At 70.0% G+C, this 23,426-nt stretch carries 24 protein-coding genes and 1 tRNA gene; 12 read left to right on the forward strand and 13 right to left on the reverse strand.

The features are described 5' to 3' along the window. Positions 1 to 36 precede the first annotated feature (36 nt). The 3 genes from AB0I88_RS17905 to AB0I88_RS17915 all read left to right on the forward strand — a co-directional run bounded on the left by AB0I88_RS17905 (position 37) and on the right by AB0I88_RS17915 (position 1,618). The gene (locus tag AB0I88_RS17905; protein WP_361025022.1) at positions 37 to 822 is read left to right on the forward strand and encodes a DUF3105 domain-containing protein; all 786 of its coding nucleotides are present in this window, start codon (positions 37 to 39) and stop codon (positions 820 to 822) included. A 2-nt stretch (positions 823 to 824) separates the two neighbouring features. Further along, complete coding sequence (locus AB0I88_RS17910; protein ID WP_361025025.1) at positions 825 to 1,439, forward strand: DUF305 domain-containing protein; 615 nt, start codon at positions 825 to 827, stop codon at positions 1,437 to 1,439. A gap of 107 nt (positions 1,440 to 1,546) precedes the next feature. Beyond that, positions 1,547 to 1,618, forward strand: a tRNA-Arg gene (locus AB0I88_RS17915). 266 nt (positions 1,619 to 1,884) lie between these two features. On the opposite strand, the gene AB0I88_RS17920 is transcribed toward AB0I88_RS17915, so the two are convergent. The 3 genes from AB0I88_RS17920 to AB0I88_RS17930 all read right to left on the reverse strand — a co-directional run bounded on the left by AB0I88_RS17920 (position 1,885) and on the right by AB0I88_RS17930 (position 5,690). After that, positions 1,885 to 3,141 (reverse strand): nucleotide sugar dehydrogenase, encoded by a 1,257-nt coding sequence (locus AB0I88_RS17920; protein WP_361025028.1) that lies wholly within the window; start codon positions 3,139 to 3,141, stop codon positions 1,885 to 1,887. 139 nt (positions 3,142 to 3,280) lie between these two features. Beyond that, positions 3,281 to 4,144 carry a glycosyl hydrolase gene (locus AB0I88_RS17925; RefSeq protein ID WP_361025031.1) on the reverse strand — a complete coding sequence of 288 codons (864 nt, stop codon included), beginning with the start codon at positions 4,142 to 4,144 and terminating at the stop codon, positions 3,281 to 3,283. Positions 4,145 to 4,166: 22 nt separating this feature from the next. Then, positions 4,167 to 5,690 (reverse strand): glycosyltransferase, encoded by a 1,524-nt coding sequence (locus AB0I88_RS17930; protein WP_361025034.1) that lies wholly within the window; start codon positions 5,688 to 5,690, stop codon positions 4,167 to 4,169. A gap of 400 nt (positions 5,691 to 6,090) precedes the next feature. Between AB0I88_RS17930 and AB0I88_RS17935 the strand changes: the two genes are divergently transcribed. Together AB0I88_RS17935 and AB0I88_RS17940 are read left to right on the forward strand one after the other, a co-directional pair. Further along, complete coding sequence (locus tag AB0I88_RS17935) at positions 6,091 to 7,110, forward strand: hypothetical protein (RefSeq protein ID WP_361025036.1); 1,020 nt, start codon at positions 6,091 to 6,093, stop codon at positions 7,108 to 7,110. 99 nt (positions 7,111 to 7,209) lie between these two features. Further along, on the forward strand, positions 7,210 to 7,572 hold the full coding sequence (locus tag AB0I88_RS17940) for a hypothetical protein (RefSeq protein ID WP_361025038.1): 363 nt from the start codon (positions 7,210 to 7,212) through the stop codon (positions 7,570 to 7,572). A gap of 163 nt (positions 7,573 to 7,735) precedes the next feature. On the opposite strand, the gene AB0I88_RS17945 is transcribed toward AB0I88_RS17940, so the two are convergent. The 4 genes from AB0I88_RS17945 to AB0I88_RS17960 form a co-directional block, all read right to left on the reverse strand. After that, on the reverse strand, positions 7,736 to 8,131 hold the full coding sequence (locus tag AB0I88_RS17945) for an STAS/SEC14 domain-containing protein (RefSeq protein WP_361025041.1): 396 nt from the start codon (positions 8,129 to 8,131) through the stop codon (positions 7,736 to 7,738). Further along, complete coding sequence (locus AB0I88_RS17950; protein WP_361025044.1) at positions 8,131 to 8,664, reverse strand: DUF1269 domain-containing protein; 534 nt, start codon at positions 8,662 to 8,664, stop codon at positions 8,131 to 8,133. Before AB0I88_RS17950 ends, AB0I88_RS17945 begins: the two co-directional genes overlap by 1 nt. Before the next feature lie 191 nt (positions 8,665 to 8,855). Continuing rightward, positions 8,856 to 10,748, reverse strand: a complete 1,893-nt coding sequence (locus tag AB0I88_RS17955) for a capsular polysaccharide synthesis protein (RefSeq protein ID WP_361025047.1) — start codon at positions 10,746 to 10,748, stop codon at positions 8,856 to 8,858. 86 nt (positions 10,749 to 10,834) lie between these two features. Beyond that, positions 10,835 to 12,346, reverse strand: coding sequence for a protein kinase (locus AB0I88_RS17960; RefSeq protein ID WP_361025050.1), 1,512 nt, complete (start codon positions 12,344 to 12,346; stop codon positions 10,835 to 10,837). A 91-nt stretch (positions 12,347 to 12,437) separates the two neighbouring features. On the opposite strand from AB0I88_RS17960, the gene AB0I88_RS17965 reads away from it, so the two are divergent. The 4 genes from AB0I88_RS17965 (at position 12,438) to AB0I88_RS17980 (ending at position 16,993) form a co-directional block, all read left to right on the forward strand. Further along, positions 12,438 to 14,093, forward strand: coding sequence for a CocE/NonD family hydrolase (locus AB0I88_RS17965; RefSeq protein WP_361025053.1), 1,656 nt, complete (start codon positions 12,438 to 12,440; stop codon positions 14,091 to 14,093). 283 nt (positions 14,094 to 14,376) lie between these two features. After that, positions 14,377 to 14,838: a hypothetical protein gene (locus tag AB0I88_RS17970; RefSeq protein WP_361025056.1), complete on the forward strand. Its 462-nt coding sequence runs from the start codon at positions 14,377 to 14,379 to the stop codon at positions 14,836 to 14,838. Between the two features lie 40 nt (positions 14,839 to 14,878). Further along, positions 14,879 to 15,433, forward strand: a complete 555-nt coding sequence (locus AB0I88_RS17975; protein ID WP_361025059.1) for a helix-turn-helix domain-containing protein — start codon at positions 14,879 to 14,881, stop codon at positions 15,431 to 15,433. Between the two features lie 51 nt (positions 15,434 to 15,484). Beyond that, a complete protein-coding gene (locus AB0I88_RS17980; RefSeq protein WP_361025062.1) occupies positions 15,485 to 16,993 on the forward strand; it encodes an MDR family MFS transporter in 1,509 nt (502 codons plus the stop codon). 108 nt (positions 16,994 to 17,101) lie between these two features. On the opposite strand, the gene AB0I88_RS17985 is transcribed toward AB0I88_RS17980, so the two are convergent. Continuing rightward, positions 17,102 to 17,458, reverse strand: a complete 357-nt coding sequence (locus AB0I88_RS17985) for an STAS domain-containing protein (protein WP_361025065.1) — start codon at positions 17,456 to 17,458, stop codon at positions 17,102 to 17,104. 290 nt (positions 17,459 to 17,748) lie between these two features. On the opposite strand from AB0I88_RS17985, the gene AB0I88_RS17990 reads away from it, so the two are divergent. Next, the gene (locus AB0I88_RS17990; RefSeq protein ID WP_361025068.1) at positions 17,749 to 18,729 is read left to right on the forward strand and encodes an AraC family transcriptional regulator; all 981 of its coding nucleotides are present in this window, start codon (positions 17,749 to 17,751) and stop codon (positions 18,727 to 18,729) included. 7 nt (positions 18,730 to 18,736) lie between these two features. Here AB0I88_RS17990 and AB0I88_RS17995 read toward each other — a convergent pair whose 3' ends face one another. Further along, positions 18,737 to 19,063 (reverse strand): hypothetical protein, encoded by a 327-nt coding sequence (locus tag AB0I88_RS17995; RefSeq protein ID WP_361025071.1) that lies wholly within the window; start codon positions 19,061 to 19,063, stop codon positions 18,737 to 18,739. A gap of 446 nt (positions 19,064 to 19,509) precedes the next feature. Here AB0I88_RS17995 and AB0I88_RS18000 point away from each other — a divergent pair, with 446 nt between their 5' ends. Together AB0I88_RS18000 and AB0I88_RS18005 are read left to right on the forward strand one after the other, a co-directional pair. Beyond that, positions 19,510 to 19,875, forward strand: coding sequence for a hypothetical protein (locus AB0I88_RS18000; RefSeq protein ID WP_361025074.1), 366 nt, complete (start codon positions 19,510 to 19,512; stop codon positions 19,873 to 19,875). Continuing rightward, positions 19,868 to 20,302 (forward strand): hypothetical protein, encoded by a 435-nt coding sequence (locus tag AB0I88_RS18005; protein WP_361025076.1) that lies wholly within the window; start codon positions 19,868 to 19,870, stop codon positions 20,300 to 20,302. Before AB0I88_RS18000 ends, AB0I88_RS18005 begins: the two co-directional genes overlap by 8 nt. Here AB0I88_RS18005 and AB0I88_RS18010 read toward each other — a convergent pair. The 4 genes from AB0I88_RS18010 to fabG all read right to left on the reverse strand — a co-directional run bounded on the left by AB0I88_RS18010 (position 20,250) and on the right by fabG (position 23,422). Then, positions 20,250 to 20,648: a hypothetical protein gene (locus AB0I88_RS18010; protein ID WP_361025079.1), complete on the reverse strand. Its 399-nt coding sequence runs from the start codon at positions 20,646 to 20,648 to the stop codon at positions 20,250 to 20,252. The genes AB0I88_RS18005 and AB0I88_RS18010 overlap by 53 nt on opposite strands. 103 nt (positions 20,649 to 20,751) lie before the next feature. Continuing rightward, complete coding sequence (locus tag AB0I88_RS18015; RefSeq protein ID WP_361025082.1) at positions 20,752 to 22,215, reverse strand: glutathionylspermidine synthase family protein; 1,464 nt, start codon at positions 22,213 to 22,215, stop codon at positions 20,752 to 20,754. Between the two features lies 1 nt (position 22,216). After that, on the reverse strand, positions 22,217 to 22,609 hold the full coding sequence (locus tag AB0I88_RS18020) for a hypothetical protein (protein ID WP_361025085.1): 393 nt from the start codon (positions 22,607 to 22,609) through the stop codon (positions 22,217 to 22,219). 48 nt (positions 22,610 to 22,657) lie between these two features. Next, positions 22,658 to 23,422, reverse strand: a complete 765-nt coding sequence (gene fabG, locus AB0I88_RS18025; protein ID WP_361025088.1) for a 3-oxoacyl-ACP reductase FabG — start codon at positions 23,420 to 23,422, stop codon at positions 22,658 to 22,660. Between the last annotated feature and the right edge of the window lie 4 nt (positions 23,423 to 23,426).

Raw genomic sequence — 23,426 nt, forward strand, 5'->3', positions numbered from 1 at the left:
CCGCCCCGCCCCATTCTGACGAATCGACGAGGCACGATGAGCATGAGCACGCCGGGTCCCGAACGGGTCCCGTCCACCGTAAAGGTCGGCAAGACCACCGGTCAGGGCAAGCCGCCTTCCGGCAAGTCTGGCAAGACCGGGCCGAGCCGGCCAGGGGGCAACCGGCCCGCCGGAAAGGGCCGTAAGCCGGTTACGCCGGTGAAGGTGGCCGGCGGGCGCAACTGGGGCCCGATCGCGGTCGCCGGCGCGGTCGTCCTGATCGCGGTCGCCATCATCGGCTGGGGCGTCGTCGCCTCGCTCCAGCAGGAGAAGAAGCAGTCCGTGCCGTGGGCCGAGCGGGCAGCGGCGATCGCCGGCATCATCAACTACCGCGAGTCCGACCCGGATCTCGTGAAGGGCAGCCAGCACAAGAACGGCAAGCTGTCGTACGAGCAGCAACCGCCGGTCGCCGGGGAGCACAACCCGAGCTGGCAGAACTGCAACGGCGTCGTCTACTCCGAGCCGATCGCGAACGAGCACGCCGTGCACAGCCTGGAGCACGGCACCGTCTGGGTGACCTACAAACAGGGCCTCCCCGCCGACCAGGTGGAGAAGCTCGTCGACCGGGTCGAGGGCAAGGAGAAGCTCATGCTGAGCCCGGTGCCCGGCCTGAGTACCAACGTCGCCCTCCAGGCGTGGGGCTACCAGCTGAAGGTCGACTCGGTGGACGACCAGCGGATCGACGAGTTCATCCAGTCGCTGCGCATCAACGCCTCCATCGAGGGCCCGACCGCCGCCTGTGACGGCGGAGTGTCCGCCACCGGCTCCGTCCCGCAGAGCTGACCTTGTCCGAGGAGAAGCGCCGCCCCGGCTGGTGGCTACCCGCCGCGCTGGTCGTGGGCCTGCTCCTGGGGGTGGCCATCGGCTTCCTTATCCCCCGGGGCGAGACCCTGCCGGCCGACGGCTCACCGGAGGCCGGCTTCGCCCGCGACATGTCCACCCACCACTCGCAGGCGGTGGAGATGGGCATGATCGCGTACACCCGGGCGACCGACGCCGAGGTCCGGATGATGGCCCGTGACATCGCTCTCACCCAGCAGGGTCAGATCGGCATGTTCCAGGCCTGGCTCCGCGAGTGGAACCTCCAGCCGACCGGCTCGCAGCCCGCCATGGCGTGGATGCCGGGCGGGGCGGAGAGCGTCGAAGACGGCCTGATGCCCGGCATGGCCACCCCCGAGGAGCTGAAGCAGCTCCGCGAGGCCACCGGCATCGAGGAGGACCGCCTCTTCATCAAGCTGATGATCGACCACCACCTGGGCGGCATCCACATGGCCCAGGAGGTGGTGGAGCTCAGCGACGAGCCCGAGGTCGTCGAGTCGGCGCAACTGTCCATCAACAGCCAGCAGCGCGACCTGACCGACATGCAGAATCTTCAGAAGCGGCTCGAAACCGCCTCCTGACCTGCGCTTATCGACGAGCCGCCGGCATCACGCCGGCGGCTCGCGCGTTTCCGGGCGATACCGGTTGGCCGGGCTCTCCAAGGTCCTGCTAGGCTCTTCCTCACTGAGCCCCCGTAGCTCAGGGGATAGAGCGTCGCCCTCCGGAGGCGAAAGCGCAGGTTCGAATCCTGCCGGGGGCACAAAGTAATCGGGCACCGGTTCGCGGAGAAACGCGAACCGGTGCCCATTGTGCTTTCCGGCGTGAAGCCCGACCGCGGGCTCCGCCCACACGGTGGGTGGATTCCGCGCGGCTTACTTCACTTTCTTTCGTACGCCCGGCCGGTTCGGCGAGCGGCCTGAAGAACGGATCAGCGGCGATGCGCACACCGTTCTCCAGGCCGACGTCAGTTCACGAACCGATCAGCCGGCCGCGCCTCCTGTTGCCGGGATGCGCGGCCCCGTCTCGTCAGAGACGTTGCGCGTCATCGGTGCTCGTGACCCCGCGGGTGTCGAAGAAGCGCTTCGCCATCGAGGCGAGCCGGTCCGCGTCGTAGTCGCGGTGGCTCTGCACCAGGATCACGAGGTCGGCCGCGGCCACCGCGCTCTCCAGGTCGTCGACCCGCAGGGCGTCGAGGTCCGGGCGCCACTCCGCCACGTACGGGTCGTGGTAGCTGATCTTCGCTCCGAGGTTCCTCAGGTCGCGAGCGAGCGGGACGGCCGGGGACTCCCGCTCGTCGGCGATGTTCGCCTTGTAGGTCACACCCAGCAGCAGGATGTTCGCGCCACTCGTCGCCAGGCCGGCCTCGTTGAGGATGTTCTGGGCCCGCCGTGCGACGTACGCCGGCATCGTCGCGTTGATCTCCTGCGCGAGCTCGACGAACCGGAACGGGTAGCCGAGCCGTACGCGCACGTTGTGGCTCAGGTAGTTGGGGTCGATGGGGATGCAGTGACCGCCCACACCCGGGCCGGGGTAGAACGCCTGGAATCCGAACGGCTTGCTGGATGCGGCGTTGATGACGTCCCACAGGTCGATCCCGAGCCGGTGGCAGAACTTCGCCATCTCGTTGACGAGCGCGATGTTGACGTGCCGGTAGGTGTTCTCGAGAAGCTTGGCGGTCTCGGCCTCGCGGGTGCCCTTGGTCCGCACCACGGTCTGGACGAAACGTCCGTACAGGGCTGCGGCGGCCTCCGTGCAGGCCGGGGTGTGGCCGCCGACGACCTTGGGGGTGTTGCCGGGACCGAACTCCTGGTTGCCCGGATCGATGCGCTCCGGCGAGAAGGCGAGGTGGAAGTCCTCACCGGCGACGAGACCGCCGGCCTCCAGCAGCGGGCGTACCAGCTCGTCGGTGGTGCCGGGGTAGGTCGTCGACTCCAGGACGACGAGCATTCCCGGGTGCAGGTTGCGCGCCACGGCCTTGGTGGCCGCCTGGACGGCGCCGAGGTCCGGGCCGCCCTCCTCGAACAGCGGCGTCGGGACGCAGATGACGGCCGCGTCGGCCGTGGCGATCTCGCGTTCGTCGGTCGTGGCCCGGAAGCCGCGGTTCGTCATCTCGACGATGTCCTCGTCGGAGAGGTCGTCGATATGCGACCGGCCGGCGTTGAGCGAGTCCACCAACGCCTTGTTCACGTCGAAGCCGATAACGGACATGCCTGCCGCCGTCGCCTCGCGGGCCAGCGGAAGCCCGACGTATCCGAGCCCGATAATGACTACGTCGACAGCCACGATTGCTCCTCTTTACTGAGTGACTGCTAGACCGAGCATCTGCAGGGCCAGCCGAATGAAGGCGGTTCCGGCGAACATGCCGAACCGAATTGCAAATCCGCGGAGAGCCTTCCACGGATCATTGGCGACGCCGATCGTCCTACCGGTCGGAGAGACACGTCAGATACGGCACGAGAGACTTCTTGAAAGCCTTCGTGCTGCTGGACGTCTCGTCGAAACGCCAGTCCGCACTGGAATGCGGCGGCGGCGCCTGCGTCCATATCAGACCAAGGACTTCCGGATTCTCAAGCAACCAAGGACCCAGACTGTTGATCCATTCGACCTTGCCCGATCCGTTGGATCCGGTCTCGGCGAGAACGACCGGCTTCTTGTAGCGAGCGAGAAGCTTCATGGTCGGGTCGAAGGTCTGACTCGCCTTGGTCTCGACGCCGTAGTACGCGCTGCCGACCCCGTAACCGGTGAAGCCCACCAGGTCGACCCAATCGCTGCCGGGCCAGAACTGGGAGATGCCCTTCACCGTCGCGCCGCGGGCGATGTTCGGTGCCCAGAGCCACAGGACGTTCGTCGCTCCGGCCTCCCGGAACACGGTCACGGCGTGCCGCCAGGCCTTCACGTACTGTGCCGGGGTGTTGCCGTTGACGCCGGCCGCCCACGGTGACCAGTCCCCGTTCATCTCCGGCGCGTACCGGACAACGACCAGGTCACCGTATTCCGTGATGGTTTTCGCGACGGCACGCAGCCTCTCGTCCTGCTTTCCCGCGGCGACCGAAGCCAGCGACCATTCTTCCTGTTCCACCTTGGTGCCGATCTCTTTCGGCTGCACGGTGAGGAATGGAGTGCCCGCCGCGTCGGTCAGCCTGGACAGCTCGAAGGGAGCGCCGATGGAGGCGTAGACGCCCCGCCATTTCGGCCGGCATCCGGTCTTTTCCGCGATCTCGTCGGACTCGGCCGCGGCCGGCTTGTCAGACGTGACACCGAATACGGGTTTGTCCTCCTTGAGCATGTCGACGGTGGCGTGGATCGCGCTAGCGGGTTGAGCGGTAGCGCTCGATCCGAGCGCGCTCTGCCGGCCCTGGAAAGAAGACTCTGGTTTCGTCACGCATCCAGCCAGTAGCAGCAGCGGCAGCACTAGCAAGCACCGTTTCATGGTCACCTCCGATCGAGACCTCGATCTGCTGACGGGTACCCCACTTGAATCGCATGCAGGACGCGATGGCCCAGATCCTCCACACCCGCAGCACCGACCACTGCCAGACGGTCGCGACCGGGCCGAGGAGAAGGAACCAGGCGAACTGTGCCGGCCTCGACTGATCGGACCGCCGGACGGTGAAGATCCTCAGGAGCTGGACGTAGCCGAAGACGATCAGCATCGCGAGCGTCAGCAGGAGCATCTCGCCGTCCGCGATCAGGGCGTCGGTTCCCGCACCCCGCACCCAGGCGATGATGTCGGCCACCGGCTTCACCACGAAGAGCGAGACGACGATGATGGTCGAGGCGACGGTCTGCACCCACTTCACGGCGTGCAGCCAGTAGGCGATCCGCCCCAGCGGCAGGTACTTGAACCGCCAGAAGGAGCGGATGAACGAGCCACGCAGCCAGCGCAGGAACTGCCGGCGGTGGTTGCCGAGTCGTTCCGGCATGACGCAGAACGCGAAGGCGTTCGCCTGCTGGACGGTCTTGCCCCGGATCAGGGCCTGCAGCGTCAGGTAGGAGTCGTCGGAGAACTCGACGCGGCGCCCGAAGAACTCCTCGTTGGCATAGCCGTGCCGGCTTTCGTCGATCACCCGGGCGCGGTACAGCGAGATCCCGCCCGAGTTGACGAGCACTGACCCCAGGGCGGACGTGGCGGACCGGTCGGTCAGCTGGGACGCCGTGCAGATCAGGTCCACCGCGCGGGCGATCGGGCCCCTGAGGTTGTAGGTGAAGAACACGCCGGCGACCGACATGACCTTGGGGTCGATCAGGGGTTTCAGCAGGTTTTCGAGCGCGTCCGGGGACAGCACCGAGTCGGAGTCGATCGTGAGGTAGGCGTCCGCCCAGCCGCCGAAGCGCAGGGAGGCCGCCACGTGGGTCGCCCGCTTGCCCCGGTTCTGGTCGCGGACCCACACGAGGGGGATGTTCGCCTCGTTCGCGGCCTCGATCGCCCAGAGCTCGGTGGGCAGGTAGTCCACCTTGTTCGAGCCGTCGTCACGGACGAAGATCGCGTCCAGCGGGCGCGTCTGCGCGAGCAGGCCACGGATCGTCGCGATGACGGCATCGACGTCCTCGTTGTAGAGCGGGACGACCGCCACCACCCTGAGCTTCGCGAGTTCGACGGTCTGTTCCGCGGTGACCCGCTTGGGACGATCGAAGGTCGCGAGCATCAGCTGCAGGAAGAACACCACGAACGCGAAGGCGTAGACCACCTCGTACGCGGACACGTCGGTGTCGAAGTTCTTGAACCGAGTCAGATGGTGGAAGAGCCACAGCGATGAGGCCCCGACCATGAGAACCACTGCGGGAAGGGCGCGTCCCGGGGTCCACTTCGCGGTCTTGGCGGCCTTCGTCACGGCTTCATCCCGCGCCGCCAGAACAGGCGCACAGATAACGCGAAGGTCGTCACGATGCCAACCGCAGTGAGGAGCACTTCGAACAAACCGAGGTGGGTACTCACGTGAACCTAGCTTTCTACAGAGGTTGATCTGCCCGTGGCAGCGGGCACACGTTACACAGCGGTTGCGCCGGAGCGCTCCCCCGCCGGACCGACTTCACAGTGGTTTTTTAAGGAGGCTTAAAATATTGACCCATTCGCCGGTTTTGTCGTCACAGTGAGTAGCACCATGAGGCAAAGGCCCCTTATCTCACTCTCTGTACATCCGAGTCCGTGGGTGCCCCGGGCTGGAAGACATCGGCGAAGAATGTTCCAATCTCGCCTGTGCATCTCCTGTCCCCTTCACTACGGTGTGTGCGATGACCTACGACTACGGCAGGCGCGACGCCACGCGTGGTCCGGGCGAGCCGTGGGGGCAACGGACCGCGCCACCCGGTTCCGACGCCTCCCGGCACGGCGACATCCCCCGCCCGCGAACCGACATCCGGCCCGGCGATCAGCCACGCCCGCCGGTCTCCCCCGCACCACAGATCCCACCGGGCGGCTACGGCGTGCCCGGCCGGCGCCCGGCCGGCGACGTGGATCAGTGGGGCACGCCGACCCGGGGCGCCGGCTTTCCGGAAGGGCCCGGAGGGAACAGCGGCACGGCGCCGCGGGAACCCGAGAGGCACGGACCGGAGCCGGAGACCGGGCGCCGCTCGCGCAAGCCGCTCGTCCTGCTGCTCCTTCTGGCGCTGGTGGCCGGCGCGGGTGGCGGCTGGTACTACTTGCGGAACTCCGCCGAACAGCCGCTCACCGAGCAGGAACGCCGGATCGAGGACCGCAACGCCGACCCCGCCCCGCTGACCATCGACCAGATCTTCCCGGCCGGGACCGTGGACGGCGCCGGCGGACCGTACAAGGTCCTCAAAACGCAGGAGTCCGCGAAATGCGACACCGCGGCCAGCGGTGCCGTCGCGGAGGCGCTGGCGACGGCGGGCTGCACCCAGGTGGTACGCGCGACGCTGGCATCCCCCGACAGCGCCCTCGTCATCACGGCCGGCGTCTTCAACCTCGAGAGCCGCACCAAGACGGAGAAGGCGGCCGCCGCGATCAAGGAGGCCGTGGACGCGGGCACGGGGCGCTTCGGTGGTCTGGTCGCGGGCGGCTCCTCGGACATCGTCAGCCGGGCCGCCGCGAACCTGGCGTGGGAGGTTCGCGGGCACTACCTGGTGTACGGCGTCGTCGCGAACGCGGACGGCAGCGCCATCACGGAGAAGGACACCCGCACCGACACCGTCCGGGCCGACCTGGTCGAGAAGCATCTCGGGGGCGTCGTGGTCAACGATCGTGAGGCGGCCGGCACGTCCGCGCCAGAGCCCTCCGGCCGGCCCTCCTGATCGCCCGGTCCGTGCCGCCTCAGCCCTTTCCGCCCGGCGGGCGGAGGCGGCCGGCCGAGTGCCTTCAAGAGCCCGGAGACAACATGAAATGATTTCGACGTGCTACCAAGCAAGACTCAACTGATCGCCGTGCTCGCCAACGAGCTGTGGTGCGCCACCCTGGCACCCAACATGCCCTTCCTGACCGCCGAGCTGCGTGAACGGATGAAGCGGCCTCGCGTCGGTGACCTCGTCGTCGAGTTCTCCGCGGGCCAGCGGGGTGACCAGGACGGCGTCGGATGGCTACGCGCCATCGAGTTCGCTGACGGCCGCGGGGGCGACAGCGCCAACATCGACGGTCAGCGCATCATCAACGCGTGGGTGATCGAGCCACTCGACAAGCCCGGACAGACGCTGCGATGGGGCAACGCGACCTTCTTCGCGATTCCCCTGAAGAACGCGCGGGCCTGGCTGACCAGCTGATCACCCGAGGGCTCTCGCCCGGCGCCTCACCACCCCACGGTCACACCCGCCGTGGCGGCTTCCCGCACGCACCGTGACGGCACTTCCGGGGCCGCGCCGCGGGCGGCCCCGGCGTGGGCTCCGGCGAGCCGGGAGAGGTCGGCAACCCTGCCCCGGCGCCCTTCTACTTCTCCGGGCGGACGGTCCGGGCCGCGGACCAGGTCTTCGCGTCCTCCAGGCCGGACCGGGGGAAGACACGCACCTCACCGGGCATGGCCCGGCCGAAGATCGACGCCGCGTGGGACACCCACTCGGTGTCGGAGACCAGCGCGATCCGTTCCCACAGCGCGTGGTGCCGCAGGGCGGTGCCCAGCCCGAATTTCAGGTCCTCCCAGAACGCTCCCGGCTGGAACCAGCCACAGTCGTCCTCGACGACCACCAGCAGCCGGATCCGCCAGCCCGCGTCCAGCGCGGCCCGGGTCCGCGGGAGGAAGACCGTGCGGTACTCCTCCCGCGACACCGATCCGGCGAACCGGAAACCCAGCACGGTCTCCGGAAGGTCCGGCAGGGTCTCGATCACTACTTCTCCCCGGCCGCGACGACGTCCTTCTCGATCTCGGCGGTGTCGGCCCGCAGCTCGCGTTTCGTGGTCTTCTCGGCGTTGGCCATCGCCTGCTCCACCTTCGAGCCGATGTCCGCGACCGCGATCACCACCAGGCCGGCCTCGCCCTCGTCCAGGTACTCGCCGAGTTCCTTGAGGTCGTGCCGGCTCAGCCCGGCCGCGGCGTGCCCGGCCAGCGCCCCGAGGGCAGCGCCTCCGGCGGCACTCGCCGCCAGCAGCCCGCCGCCGAGGGCCGCGAACGGGAACAGCGCCACGACCAGGCCGGTGGCCAGGCCGAGGCCGCCGCCGACCACGCCGCCCACCCGGGTCGGCGTCTCGTGCCGTTTGACTATCTCGGTCTTGCCGTTCGGCTTGCGCTCGATCACGGCCGCGTCGTACGCGTCGATCAGGTTCGCTTCCCGGTGGAGTTCCTTCACCGCGTCGTAGTCGGCCTGCGCCTGGGCGACATTCGCGTACACCCCGACGTAGACCAGAAACATGTCGACCGCCATCACGGACCTCCTCGCCTAGTTTTCCGGGGAGCATGCCGTCACCGGCGGCCGGGCCGCCTCACCCCGGGCAGATGAGGCGGCGTGGCCGGGCCGCTCGACGGTGACCGATTCGCACACGATGCGGAAAGGCCGGTCCATCCCGGTAGCCCCGGGAATGAGCCGCCGAGCGGAGCAGGTGCGAACGGAAAGGGTCACGCACCGTAGGAATGGTCGCCGCGAATGATCCGGGCCAGATACGACTCGCTGCTCAGTTCACCCGTCTCGTACCGCAGGCGCAGCTTGTGAGCGAACGCCCCCTCCATAATCGTCTGGAACATCTCCGGCTCGTACGGCCGCAGCATGACCGACTGGAGCGCGTGCGGCGGCGTCGCGTTGAGCCGCATCCCGGCGTCCCACTCGGACCGGAACCGGTCGTCGGAGTGCCACAGCATCTCGAAGATGTGGTGGTGCAGCAGCGGGTCGATCAGCTCGCCACGCTTCTCCCACCACAGGAACGACGCGGCCCGCCACAGATGCATGATGTAGCTGCCCGGCCGGGCCGCCAGGAACCAGTTCGACAGGTACGGCCCGGTGTAGTCGAACGCGAAGACGCTGCCCTTGGCCAGCGCCCGGTCCACGTGCGGGCGCAGCGGCTCCGAGACGAAGCAGGTGGCGTCCACCCAGACCCCGCCGAACTTCTCCAGCAGCAGCATCCGCAGCAGCTCGGAGAAGTGGGCGTGGTCGCCCTCCAACGCGGCCGCCAGATCCTCCGGCACGTCCACGTAGCTGCCGATGTCGGCCCGGGACAGGGCGTGCACGCCCGGATTGTGCGCCCGCAGCGCCGCGAGGCAGGCGCGGACCACCGGCGGCGCGACGTCGAAGCCCTGCGCCCAGTAGACGAAGATCGGCTGGTCGAAACAGCTGTGCACCGGGCGCTCCAGCCGCTGAGCGGCCTGCGTGCGGATCTGGGCCAGATGCTCGGCCAGGAAGATCCCCAGCTCGCGGCGGGCACCGAAGGCGGACACGTCGGAGTCCAGCACCGCCGGGCCGTCGAACGGCAGCTTGGTGTCGTACGCCAGAGCCGCGGCCGAGGCACGTCGGCTGTCGTCCCGGCGGCGCAACCGGTCGTAGGCGCCGGCCAGCGCGTACCCCCGGGCGAAGTCCTCCGGGCGTTTCGCCGCCGCCCCGCGCAACAGTTGCTCGGCCGCCGCCCAGCGCTTCCCGGCCAGCGCGATCAGGCCCAGCTCGTACGCCGCCTCGCCGTCCGGGTCGCCGGCCTTGACCACCCGGCGCAGCGCCGTCCCGGCAGCCGGCAGATCGCCCTCGGCCAGCGCGATCCGGGCCAGCGCCAGCGCGTCGTCACCGGCCGACGACCGCAGGAACGCCGCCTCCGCGCCGGTGAGCGGGGGCAGGCCGGTGGCCGGGGCGGAGGCCAGCAGCGTGCGGCGTGACGGTGACGCGTTCGGCTCGCCGGTCCACTCGTACCCGTACCAGGCGTCGTCCGGCGTCGAACCGTCGAAGTGCCCGACCGGCTCGGTGGTCTCGGTGACCGTGAGGTCGTACCAGATCACCGCGCCCTGCCCGGCCGCCGTGCCGGCGTGCAGCCGGAGGCCCGCCTCCCGGGCGCCGGCCGGAACGGTGAACGTCAGGCTGATCCGGTGGTGCCCGTGCTCGTTGCGGGCCGGCGCCGACCGCGCCCCGGCCGCCGCGTCGGCGGCCGTCCACTCGGCGATCAGCCGCGGCGCGGACCGCTGCGACGGCCCGCCGAGCGGCTCGGCGAGAAAGAGCGAGACACCCGCCGAATAGGTGCCGCCGGGACGCAGCGTGATCCCCGCGGGCGCCACGAATGTACCGGGATCGCCGGTCCGCCCGGTCACCCGCAAGCCGGTCACGCCGGGACGGCCGGGCACCTCGACGGCCTCGGCGGACGTCACCGCGGAGACCGGAACGGCCTCCGGATCGCCGCGGAAACCCGGGTCCGGCGCCAGGTTGAGCACCGACGGCGGGGCCGGCGCGGGCTCGGGCTGCGGTGGCGGCGGGGTGGGCCGGAACGCGGCCCGGAACCGGGCCAGCATGCTCTGGTCAGTGGGCGCGGTCGCCGTCATCGATGTCCCTTCGCAGCGTGCCGCCGCAGTTTAGTCGGACATCCGACGCGCTCCGGCGACCAGCGGGGGAACCGGCAACACACGTCTCACAGAGGCAGCACCACCGCGGACGGGCGGTCGCCGACACACGTCACGGTCATCCGGTAACGCGCCAGGTCACCCGCGAAGACCACGGCGGCGGCCAGCGCCGGGCCCGGATCGGCCCGCTGCACGGCGAAACCCGGCCGCGGCTCCCAGGCCAGCAGCTCGGCACCCGCCGTGACACAGCGGGCCAGCACCGAGCCGCCCGGCGACTCCAGGCGCGTCCCGGCCGGCTCGACCGGGACGGACGGGCCGATGACACTCACGCTGGGTCGCGGGGCCGGGTTCGACGGAAACGCCGGGCGGTCCGGGACGCTCGGCGGACCGGACTCGCCGATCGCGGCGCTTGCGCTGTTCAACGGCGCTGTCGCGGGCCGGGTGGTGGACTCCGCGGTGCGTGTGGCACCCGGGCCCGCGGCACCGCGCCTGGTCACCTTCGGTGAGGCGGCCGGCGGAGCCGCCACGCCCGCCTCACCGTCCGGTTCACCCTCCCGCCCGGCGAGCAGCAGGGGCACGGCGGCGAGCAGGGCCGCGGCCAGCACTCCGGCCAGGAGCCGGGCACGCCGGCGACCCTTCTTCGGTACGGGTGAGGCGGGCACCGTCCACTCGTCCCCCGGCAACGCCGCCGGCTGGGTGACCTCGCCGAAAGTGTCGTCCGGATCGGGCGCGGTCGCGCGTACCCCATCGGCTCGGGAAACGCCCGCGGCCTCGGCCGCGTCACCCAGCAGGCCCGCCACCTCGGCCGCGCCCGGACGGCCGGACGGCTCCTTGGACAGACAGCGGGCCACCAGGTCGATGATCTCGGCGGGCACCCCGGGCAGTGCGGGCAGCGGCAGCGGCTCCTGGTAGACGTGCGCCTTGAGCATCTGGGTGGTGGTCTCCACAGTCCACGGCGAGCCCCCGGCGAGCAGCCGGTAGAGCAGCACGCCGAGCGCGTAGACGTCCGACGCCGGCTCGATCGCACCGCCGGTGAGCCGTTCCGGCGCCAGGTAGGCGGGTGTGCCGAGCAGGGCGTCCTCGGGCGAGGCGGGGCCGGCGACGGCGGCGATACCGAAGTCCACCACCTTGGCGCCGGACGGGGTGACCATGATGTTGGCGAGCTTGATGTCCCGGTGCACGAGCCCGTCGGCGTGCGCGACGGCCAGCGCGGTGGCCACCTCGCCGCAGATCCGGAAAATCGTGCGCGGCGGAATCGGGCCACGCGACACCCGTTGCTGCAGAGTCGGGCCGTTGATCAATTCCATCACCACATAGGGGACCGCCCGCCCGTTCTCCTCCGACTCCCCGAAGTCGTAGATCTGCGCGATGTTCGGATGCGAGAGGGTCGCCGCCGAGCGCGCCTCCTGCAGGATCCGCCGACCGAACCGCGGATCGCCGGCATATCGCCCGGCCAGCACCTTGACCGCCACCGGGCGATTCAGCACCTCGTCCAGGGCGTGCCAGACGACGGCCATGCCACCACGGCCGAGTTCATTGATCAGCCGATACCGGCCACCGAGTTTCCGCTCCACCTCCACCCGAGGCAGTCTGCCGAAACGCGCGGGAATTCGCACATCCGAGTCGCTTTCGAATTCCATTCGTCTTTCACATTCGGATATTGTTCGGCACATGGCGGTCTCGACGGCGGACAGCATTCTCGGCCGGGTGCTCGGCCAGACCCCGGCGATCCACTCGTATTCGATCTCCCGGGTGCGTACGCCGATGCGCGACGGCGCCGAACTGATCGGTGATCATTTCGCGCCGGACACCGTCGAGCCACGCGGCACGGTGCTCATCCGCACGCCGTACGGCCGCGGTCTGCCCACCTCGGCCCTCAACGGCCGGCTGCTGGCCGCCCGCGGTTACCACGTGCTGCTGCAGAGCGTGCGCGGCACCTTCGGCTCAGACGGCGAGTTCCGGCCGATGGCCCAGGAGACCGACGACGGCCGGGACACCGTCGCCTGGCTGCGCGAACAAACCTGGTTCGACGGGCGGCTGGCCACCCTCGGGGCGTCCTACCTCGGGTGGGCGCAATGGACGCTGCTCCAGGATCCGCCGCCCGAACTGCGGGCCGCGGTGATCTACGTGGCGCCGCACGACTTCCGCGAGGCGGTGTACGGCACCGGCGCCTTCACCCTCGGCGACTTCCTCGGCTGGAGCGACCAGATCGCCCACCAGGAGGACGGCGGCGGGCTGCGGCGGCTGCTCGCCATGGCGTCCGCGCCCCGCCGGGTGGCGCCCGGCCTCACCGGGCTGCCGCTGCCGCACGCCGCCGTCCCGGTGCTCCGCGGCCGCGCCCCCTGGTACCGGGAGTGGCTGTCCCATCCGGACGGCGACGACCCGTGGTGGGCGCCCTACCGCGCCGGCGGCGCCCTCCACCACGCCGACGTGCCGGTCCTGCTGATCGGCGGCTGGCAGGACCTGTTCCTCGACCAGACCCTGCAGCAGTACGCCGCACTCGCCGGCCGCGGCGTCGACGTGGCCCTCACCGTCGGCCCGTGGACCCACGTCCAGGTGGCCACCCGCGCCGCCGGGCTGGTCGCCCGGGAGAGCGTGGCCTGGCTCGACCAGCACCTCGCCGGTGGGCCCGCCGCCCGCAAACAGCCGGTCCGGGTCCACCGCACCGGCGAGGACGCCTGGCACGAGATGCCGGCCTGGCCGCCGCCCACCGAACCCGTCGCCTTCCACCCGCGCGCCGACCGCGGCCTCACCACGGTGGCGCCCGAACGACCGGAAGGCAACGCCGCGTTCACGTACGACCCGGCGAACCCGACGCCCTCGGTCGGCGGGCGCATCCTCGCCGGAGCGGCCGGAGTCCGCGACAACCGGCGGCTGGAACGGCGCTCCGACGTGCTCACCTTCACCACCGAGCCACTGCCGACAGCCGTCGACGTGATCGGCTCACCCGTCGTGGAACTCGCCGTCGAACTGGACAACCCGTACGGGGACGTCTTCGCCCGGATCTGCGACGTGGACGAGCGGGGCCGGTCGTCCAACATCACCGACAAGCATCTGCGTCTCGACCCGGCGACGCCGGCCGGGCAGGTCCAGCACGTCACCCTGACCCTGGACCCGTGCTTCCACCGGATCCGGGCCGGTCACCGCCTGCGGTTGCAGATCTCCGGCGGCGCGTTCCCCCGGTTCGCCCGCAATCTGGGCACCCCCGGCGGCCCGGCCGAAGGCCGCCACATGGCCCCCTGCCTGCACACCGTCCACCTTGCCCGGTCAAGGTTGCTGATCCCCACTGTGCCGGCTGTGCCGCGCCCTCCCGGCCCTCACCCCTGAGGCCGTTGCACGGCCCGGCCCACTGCCGCTCGGTGCAGTCGGTCACGGCTGGTCCGGCTGTGCCGCGCCCTCCCGGCCCTCACCCCTGAGGCCGTTGCACGGCCCGGCCCACTGCCGCTCGGTGCAGTCGGTCACGGCTGGTCCGGCTGTGCCGCGCCCTCCCGGCCCTCACCCCTGAGGCCGTTGCACGGCCCGGCCCACTGCCGCTCGGTGCAGTCGGTCACGGTTCCGCATCCGGCCTGCCGGGCGCGTACGTACGGACGACGGCCGTAGGGTCGCCCTCATGACGGATACCTGGCGGCATCTGCCCGCACCGGCCCGCCCGATCGCCGTCGCGGCCACCGCCGCGATCGTCGCGGTCCGGGCGCTGGACCCGACGGCCCTCGACGACGCGGTGGCCCGCCTGGCCGCGCTCGACCCGGCGCGGAACGGCCTGGTCCTGGGCACCGCGGTGCGCCTGCTGCTGGAGGACGGTCACCCGGACGGGCTCACCGCCGACGACGTACGGTCCGCGCTGGCGAGTTGTGTCCGGTCCTGGCCGGAGCAGGCCGATCCGCAGGTGGTGCTCTGGCTGCTGGCCGGGGCCCTCGGCGTCCTGGACGAGGACGGGACGCCGCCGCCGGAACCGGGCGCGCTGGCTCGTAACGCCGCCGTCCTGCTGGCCGATCTGCTGGCCGGCCGCGAGCCGGCCCCGTGGTGGACCGCGACCCTCGCCGAGATCGAGCGGGCCCAGATCAACGATTAAAACTTTGCAGAAACTGCAAGTTTGGTTCTAACCTCGGCCCGTGGACCGCGAGACCAAACGCAGGCAGACCCGCCTGGCCCTGATCACGGCGGCGCTGCGCCTGGCAGACGGGCGCGGCGCCGACCGGGTGACGGTGGACGAGATCAGCGCGGCGGCCGAGGTGTCGCCGCGCACGTTCTTCAACTACTTCGCCACCAAGGAGCACGCCCTGATCGGCGACCCGTTGGAGGGTTGCGCCGAATCGCTGGTCCTCGGGCCCGGTCCGCTGCTGGACGCGCTGGCCGAGGCGCTCGCCCCGGCCTTCGAGCAGATCCAGCGGGACCGTGACCTCTGGCTGCTCCGGACGCGGGTGATCTCGGCCAATCCGCAACTGCTGCCGCTGCTCATCGCGGCCGCCGCCACCAACGAGGAACGCCTCGGCCGGGCCGTCGCGCAACGCACCGGCCTCTCGCCCGGCGATCTGTTTCCCCAGGTCGTCGCCTCGGTGGCCAACGCCGTCGTCCGGGTCGCGGTGATCCGCTGGGCCGGTGACGGCGGCTCCCGGCCACTGATCGAGCACGTCCGCGCAGCCTTCGCCATCACCTCGAAGATCTGAAAGAAGTCGATGACAGCAGTAGAGACCGAAATCGCCGAATCATCGGGGCGGATGTCCCACCGTGAGGTCGTGCAGGCCCTGTCCGGCCTGATGCTCGGCATGTTCGTCAGCATCCTGGCCTCGACCGTGGTCGCCAACGCCCTGCCCCGGATCATCGCCGACCTGAACGGCAGCCAGTCCGTCTACACCTGGATCGTCACCGCCGAATTGCTCGCCATGACGGCCACCGTCCCGCTCTGGGGCAAGATGGCCGACCTCTACAGCAAGAAGCTGCTGATCCAGCTCTCCCTCGGCCTGTTCGTCGCCGGGTCGCTGATCGCCGGTCTCACCCCGAACGTCGAGATTCTGCTGGCAAGCCGGGTCGTCCAGGGCGTCGGCGCGGGCGGCATGACCGCCCTCGCGATGATCGTGATGGCCGCCATGATCCCGCCGCGCGAGCTCGGGCGGTACTCCGGCATGTTCGGCGCGGTCTTCGGTGTCGCCACCATCGCCGGCCCGCTGATCGGCGGCGTGCTGGTGGACACCTCGTGGCTGGGCTGGCGCTGGTGCTTCCTGATCGGCGTGCCGTTCTCGCTGATCGCCATCGCGCTGCTGCAGAAGACGCTGCACCTGCCGGTGTCCCGCAAGGAGGTCAGCATCGACTGGCTTGGCGCGCTGCTGATCACGGCCGGCGTCAGCACCCTGCTGATCTGGTCCACGCTGGCCGGCGACAAGTTCGACTGGGCGTCCTGGCAGACCGCGGCGATGGTGACGGCCGGCCTGGTGATCCTCGCGCTGGCGGTGCTGGTCGAATCGAAGGCCAAGGAGCCGATCATCCCGCTCGACATCTTCCGGCACCGGACGGTCACCCTCGCCATCGTGGCCAGCGTGCTCGTCGGTGTGGCGATGTTCGGCGGCACGGTCTTCCTCTCCCAGTACTTCCAGGTGTCGCTCGGCAAGTCGCCGACCGTCGCGGGCCTGATGGGCCTGCCGATGGTCTTCGGCCTGCTGGTCTCGTCGACCGTGGCGGGCGCTCTGATCACCAGATTCGGGAAGTGGAAGATCTACCTGGTCGCCGGCTCGATCGTGATGACCGTCGGGATGCTGCTGCTCAGCACGATCGACGCGTACACCGCGGTCCCGGTCATCTCCGCCTACATGGCCGTCCTCGGCGTCGGTGTCGGCCTGCTGATGCAGAACCTGGTGCTGGCCGCGCAGAACGACGTGCCCGCGGCCGAGCTCGGCGCCGCCACCTCGGCGCTGACCTTCTTCCGCAGCATGGGCGGCTCGATCGGGGTGAGCGCGCTCGGCGCGGTGCTGACCCACCGGGTCACCACGCTCTTCACCGAGAAGTTCGGCGCCGCGGCCTCCGGCAGCGGCGAGGTCCCTGATCTGCAGACGCTTCCGCCGCAGGTCAAGACCGTCATCGCGGAGATCTACGGTACGGCCACGGCCGACCTGTTCCTGATCGGCGCCCCGATCGCGTTCCTCGCCGTGATCGCGGTCCTCTTCATCAAGGAGAGGCCGCTGTCCACGCTGAGCGGCGACGAACGGCTCCGTCAGGAGACAGCCCCGCACTAGGTCCTGTCGCGCGGATCGCGTGGGAACGAGGCCACGCGGCAGAACCCGGCCCGTACCGTGGTGGGGCCGGTCGTAATCGGTCGGCCGGCCCTCCCCGGAGGGGTGAAATCAGGACGGGCGCAGGCCCACCGAGGTCCGCGGGTTCGCCGGCTCGGCGCAGCCGAGCAGCCCGACCAGCCCGGAGACCCAGAGCTGCCGGTAGACGGTGGCGCTCGGGTGGCTCACCACCAGCTTCACGCCGCTCGCGGCGGCCGTGTGGAAGCAGGCGACCAGAATGCCGATCCCGATGCTGTCGATCAGCATCACCCGCTGCAGATCCAGACAGATCCGGTCGGGTGTCATGCCGGTGAGGACGTCGTTCACCGCGTCCCGCATCACGTGAGCGTTGTCCAGATCGATCTCGCCGCTAGGTGCGATCTCGACGGTGCCGTCAGCCAGCTGGCGGGTCGTGATCGGCAGGTACACAGCTGCCCTCTTTCTGGCGCACAGCCGGGGCTGACGCCGACATGCCGCGGGACACTCGGTCGCGCCGGCCGGAGATGGGCCGGGCGCTGGAGGCGATCACTGAAGGACGCCGACCTGAGCCCGCGTACCTTCAACAATCCGCTGGTCTGCAAGTTACGCCACGTAGGCGCGGAACGCCAGAGTAGTTCATATGGCCGGAATGTGCTGGAACGGTCACTGCGTGGCGGGCACGTTGACTGTCCACTGATTCGGACCGAATACTCACCGCATGCGTTGGAACCCCGGGCCGCATGGTTGACGCCCTTCCGCGCGCCATCCCGGCGCCGGGAACCGTCTACTGCGACAGCGTCGACGGCGAGCGGGCCCGCGAGGTCCTGAATCGTTTCTACCGCCCGGTGTCGGTCGGGGCCGATCTCGACCTGGACGCCGAGGTGATCCAACTCGGACCTCTCACCGTGGGTCACCTCACCTTCGCCCGGAGCGCGACCCTGGAGGTCCGCCAGGCGGAGGCGTACCACGTCGCCCTGCCCACCGCGGGACTCGTACGGGTGCGGTGCGACGGGCGGGAGCTGACCGCCACCCCGGCCACGGCGCTCGCGTTCCGGCCCGGGGACCGGGCCCGCCTGCGGCACGAACCGAACAGCGCGGAGCTCGGCGTACGGATCGAGAGCTGGGCGCTGGAGGCGGAGCTGGCCGGGCTGCTGGGCCACCCGGTCGACGGGCCGATCGACCTGCCGCCCTCGTTCGATCTCACCGAGGGCCCGGCACACAGCTGGAGCCGTCTGATCCGGCTGCTGCACGACGAGCTGGAGCACGAGAGCAGCCTCATCCACGAGCCGCTCATCGCCGAGCAGCTGTGTGGCAGCGTGCTCAGCGGGCTGTTGTTGAGCGTGCCGCACCGGTACCACGAGGAGCTGGTCACGCCGCCCGCCACCGGCACACCCCGGCCGATCCACCGTGCCATCGAGGCGATCACCGGCGAGCCGGAGCACACGTTCACGGTCGGCGAGCTGGCCGCCATCGCCGGGATCAGCGTCCGTTCACTGCAGTCCGGGTTCCGGCGGTACGTCGGCTGCGCGCCGATGGCCTATCTCCAGGACGTCCGGCTCACCCGGGCGCACGAGGCGCTGCGGCGCGGCGATCCGGCCGCCGTCACGGTCGCCACGGTGGCCCATCGCTGGGGTTTCGCACACCTCGGCCGGTTCGCGTCGGCGTACCGGAAGCGTTTCGGCGTCTCGCCGTCGGAGACCCTGCGGGCCGGTGATACCTGATCGGGTGTCACTCGCCCGGGTCGCATCGGCGTGGCTGCGGCACCCCGTCGGGGCGCCGGGGGGCGGTGGCCGCCCCGAACAGGTGGCCCCGCAGTGGAGTCCAGTCGTGCCAGGATGCCAGGCGCGGCGGCACCGTGGCGAGTTCGCCGTCCCCGGCCCGGCACTGCTGCCGCAGGAACGCGACGACGCGTTCGGCGGCCGCCTCGCCGTTCTCGGCCAGGCTTCGCAGCACCCGGGGATCGGCCGTCTCCAGGTCACGCGCCATCTCGGCCAGGCCGGACAGGGCCTGGACCACCGCGGACGCGTCCCGTTCGGCATCCCAGAGGCCGGTCACGCCGGCGCTCCCCCGAGCCGGGCCGGCTTCGTTCCGGCTGTGATGCGATTCGTCGTGCCTCTGACTCTGCGGTCGGTCATGCAGTGCATCCCCTCACCCCGACACGCGCCCGGCGGCGTCGCGGGCCCGCGACGACCGCCACCGGGCCGTCCTCCCGGCGCACGTGACAAGCCGAAAATGTATTCGGCCCACTACTTTGCGTCCATCCGTAACGCGCAGGTTCTGTCCAGTTAGCGCTCAGTTCGGCCAGTCTGCGTTGCCGATCTCGGCTACCCGGCGTAGGGCCCCGGGAATCGAATGTACGGCGATCGCATTCCGGCCCGGCCGGTCCTCCGGCGCCCGGGGCGGCGCCGAAAAGTCCGAAGCGCACCGGATCGACCGCCATCACGTCACTGTGCTCCGGGCCGGACGTGATCAGGCCGCGGGGTCCTCAGTAACCTGGCCGGGTGAACGGTCCCCTGTCGGTGGCGACGATCGTCGCCGCCCTGCTGCTGGCGGCGTGGTACCTGCTCCGGGCCGCGCTCGACCGCGCGCCCAGCCGGTTCGACCTGGCCGCCGCCGTCGTGCTCGGAGCGCTCGTCGCGGTCCTGGCCGTGATCGCCGTGATCGGCCTCTTCGACGGCAGCCGCCCGTCCGACACCGCGACCTTCGCCGGCTATCTGATCACCACGATCGCCTTCGTCCCGACGGCGCTGGTCCTCGCCAAGATGGAGCCGACCCGCTGGGGCAACGTGATCCTCGGGGTCGGCTGCCTCATTCTGCCCGTACTGGTGCTGCGCCTGCAGCAGATCGCGTCGGTGACCGGTGCCTGAGGAAACCACCACCACCCGACCCGGCGACGCCGCGCTCGGCTCCGGACTCGGCCGGGTGCTGCTGCTCGTCTACGGCGTCTTCGCCCTCTCCGCGAGCGCCCGCGCCCTGGTGCAGATCACCACCCACTTCTCCGAGGCGCCACTGGCCTACCTGCTGTCCGCCCTGGCCGGCCTGGTCTACCTCGCCGCGACCGTCGGCCTGGCCCGGGGCGGGCCACGGGGCCGGATGATCGCCCTGGTGAGCTGCACCGTCGAGCTGGTCGGCGTGCTGCTCATCGGCACGCTCAGCATCATCGACAGCGTCGCCTTCCCGGACGACACGGTGTGGTCCCGCTTCGGCAGCGGCTACGGATACGTCCCGCTGGTGCTGCCCTTCATCGGCCTGTGGTGGATCTGGCGTCACAAGCCGGAAGCGTCCCGTGGTTGAGGTAGACCACCACCCGCAACCGTTCACCGTCGTCGTGAAGCAGGTATGACGAGGCCAGGGTGACCGGCTCACCGCCGGCGCGCGGCGCCGTCCAGGTGGTACGCGCCAGCAGGTAGTGATCGTCGAGCCGTTCGCAATCCACCGTGGCGGGCACGGCCGGGCCGATGCCGAGTCTCGCGAAGAGCTCGGCCCGCTCGGGCAGCGCGTTCAGGAAGCCGGAGCGGGTGACCGGCCGGGCGCCGTCGCCGTCGGCGTAGAGAAACGAGTCGGCGACACAGCCACCCAGTTCGGTGAGATCGGTCCCGGTGAAGGCGGCGAGCAGACGATCGACGCGGATGCTGTCCATGAGTGGTTCCCTTCGCGATTGACGACGCGGGACCACATTAGGCAGATTAAGCCAGCATCATACCACATTGTCTATTTTTAAAATAGATACAACCGGTTAGATCCTACTCGTCCGTCCCGATCACGTGCGGGATGAAGTTGCAGGTGTTGGTGGTCACCAGGCCGGCCGTGCCGAGGCCCTCGCGGATGCCCATGCCGGCCGGCTCGCCGTCGATCAGCCAGGCGCCGATCACCGGGTGGACGGTGCCTTCCAGGCCGTCGAAGGACGGCAGCTCACACAGCTCCTGTACGACGTAGCGGCCGTCCGCGCCGTACTCCGAGGGGACCGTGGTGACCGGGTCGCCGTCGCGGACCAGGGTGACCGAGCCACCCTCCCGGCCCCAGACCGGCTTCTTGGCGTAGGACCTCAGCGAGGCGGCGCCGGACGACTCGGCGAAGTAGGCCGGCAGAAGGTATCTGGACCGCTCCGGGTCGTCGCCGAAGAGTTTCCACAGGACCGGCAGCAGGGCCTTGTTGCCGAGCAGGGCGGCCTTGTACGGCGGCTCGATCCACACCGTCCCGCGTTTCTCCGGGTCGGCCATGTTGCGGAAGAAGGCCTTGCCGCCCTCCTCGTGCCAGAACCACTCCCACGGGTAGAGCATGAAGATGACGTCGATCGGCTCGGCCTTGTGCTCCTGGCCGGGCGCGGGGACGAAGAGCACCCGGTCGCCGGCCACATCCCAGCCGATCTGGCTCATCGCGATCAGCTCGACCGGGTAACCGGCCTCCTCCGCGGTCGCCATCAGGTACGCCACGTTCATCCGGTCCTCGCCGGACGTCTCGCTCGTCTCGTACGCGAAGAAGATCTTGGGTTTCTCGGGGAGCCAGGGACGCGCCTCGCGCAACTTGCCGATGTTGCGCCGCCACGCGCCGGGGTCGCCCGGCTCGCCGGGCTCGCCCTCCCAGCCGGCCAGGCGCTCGTGCATCGAGTTCCACTGCCGCCACTCGTGCTTGGCGACGCCGGTCTGGTCCATCCAGTGCCACTGGATGACCGCGGACTCGATCAGCGAGGTGGGCGTCTGCGCGTTGAACTCGAGCAGGCGCGGGACCGTGCCGGCGCCGTTGTACCACAGATCGAAGCGACCGTAGACGGTCGGCGAATAGTCCGGCGTCTGCATCGGCAGGCGCATGTCCGGGTCCTTGTCCTGGTGCGTCCACGTCTCCGCGTCACCGTCGAACCAGGTCCGGATGATCTGCTCGTGCGTGTACTCGGGGATCCCGATGCGGGTCAGGAAGCACGACTCGGTGGTGCAGATCGAGGTGAAGAAGCCCTGCCGGCGGCCCTCCGCAGTACGCCGCGGGCACTGGCCGACCATCCAGTCGCCGGCCTCCATGCACATGGCGTAGAGGGTGGTGACGGCGCTCTCCAGTTCCTCGATCTCGGGTGCGGTGAACTCGTAGTACGGGCCTTCCTGCCAGTACGAGTACGTCGTCCCGTCGGGCAGCACCTCGTCGTTGTACGTCAGGCCGAGACTGAAATTGGTCAGCTGCCAACCGTCGCGAACCGGTCCGTACGGGATCCGCCGCACCTCAGCTCCCGGACTTGCTCGACGAGCCGCTGCCGCCCTTGCCGACCACGCTCGTCTTGACCGTCCCGTTGCTGATCCGGCCGCTCGACGGCAGCCCGAACTTGGCACGCGAGGCCGAGTCGTTGTACGCGAACTTGGTCCCGCCGGACGGCAACTTCGACCCGACCGGATAGCCCGACCGGTAGGCGGAGGAGTGCCAGATGAAGAAGCCACCGCCCCCGCCGCCACCGTCGTCGTCGCAGTAGTCCTCGTCGACGATCACGCCATTGGCGTCGGCACAGTAGAAGCCCTCGTCGACATATTCGTCGTTGTCGCACGCCGCCGTTCCTCCCGCGGCCAGCAGGAGGAAGGTGCTGGTCAACGACACGGTCCGGGAACTCATGCGTCGGTTCATGATTACTTTGTAACTCTTCTCAGCAAGTTGCCAGCAACCTGGATCTTCTCAGTCTTTCGGTCCGCCGGCCACGTAGACCACCTGGCCGGAGACGAACCCGGCGCCCTCGCTCGCCAGGAACGCGACGGTGTTCGCCACGTCCTCCGGCCGGCCGGCGCGGGCCACCGGGATCTGGCCGATCATGGCCTTCTCGAAGTCGGCGAAGTCGACACCGATCCGGGACGCGGTCGCCTTGGTCATGTCGGTGACGATGAAACCCGGCGCGACAGCGTTCGCGGTGATGCCGAACTTGCCGAGCTCGATCGCCAGGGTTTTGGTGAAGCCCTGGACACCGGCCTTCGCGGCAGCGTAGTTGGCCTGACCGCGATTGCCCAGGGCGGAAGTGCTGGAGAGGCTGATGATCCGGCCGTACCCGGCGTCGACCATGTGCTTCTGGCAGGCCTTCGTGAACAGGAAGGCGCCACGCAGGTGCACCGCCATCACGGTGTCCCAGTCGTCCTCGCTCATCTTGAAGAGCAGGTTGTCGCGCAGCACGCCGGCGTTGTTGACCAGCACGGTCGGAGCGCCCAGCTCGGCGACGGTCCGCTCGACGGCCGCCGCCACCTGATCGGAGTCGGCCACATCGGCGCCGACAGCGATCGCCCGGCCGCCGGCCTCCTCGACGGCGGCCACCGTGTCGGCGCAGGCCTTCTCGTCCAGGTCGACGACCGCGACGGCCATGCCGTCGGCGGCGAGCTTCCGGGCGATCGCGGCGCCGATGCCGCGTGCGGCCCCGGTCACGATGGCGACACGAGAGGGTACGGACTGCGACATTGCG

Origin of the sequence: Actinoplanes sp. NPDC049802 (assembly GCF_040656595.1) — a bacterium.
In the GTDB taxonomy this organism is placed as follows: Bacteria; Actinomycetota; Actinomycetes; order Mycobacteriales; family Micromonosporaceae; genus Actinoplanes.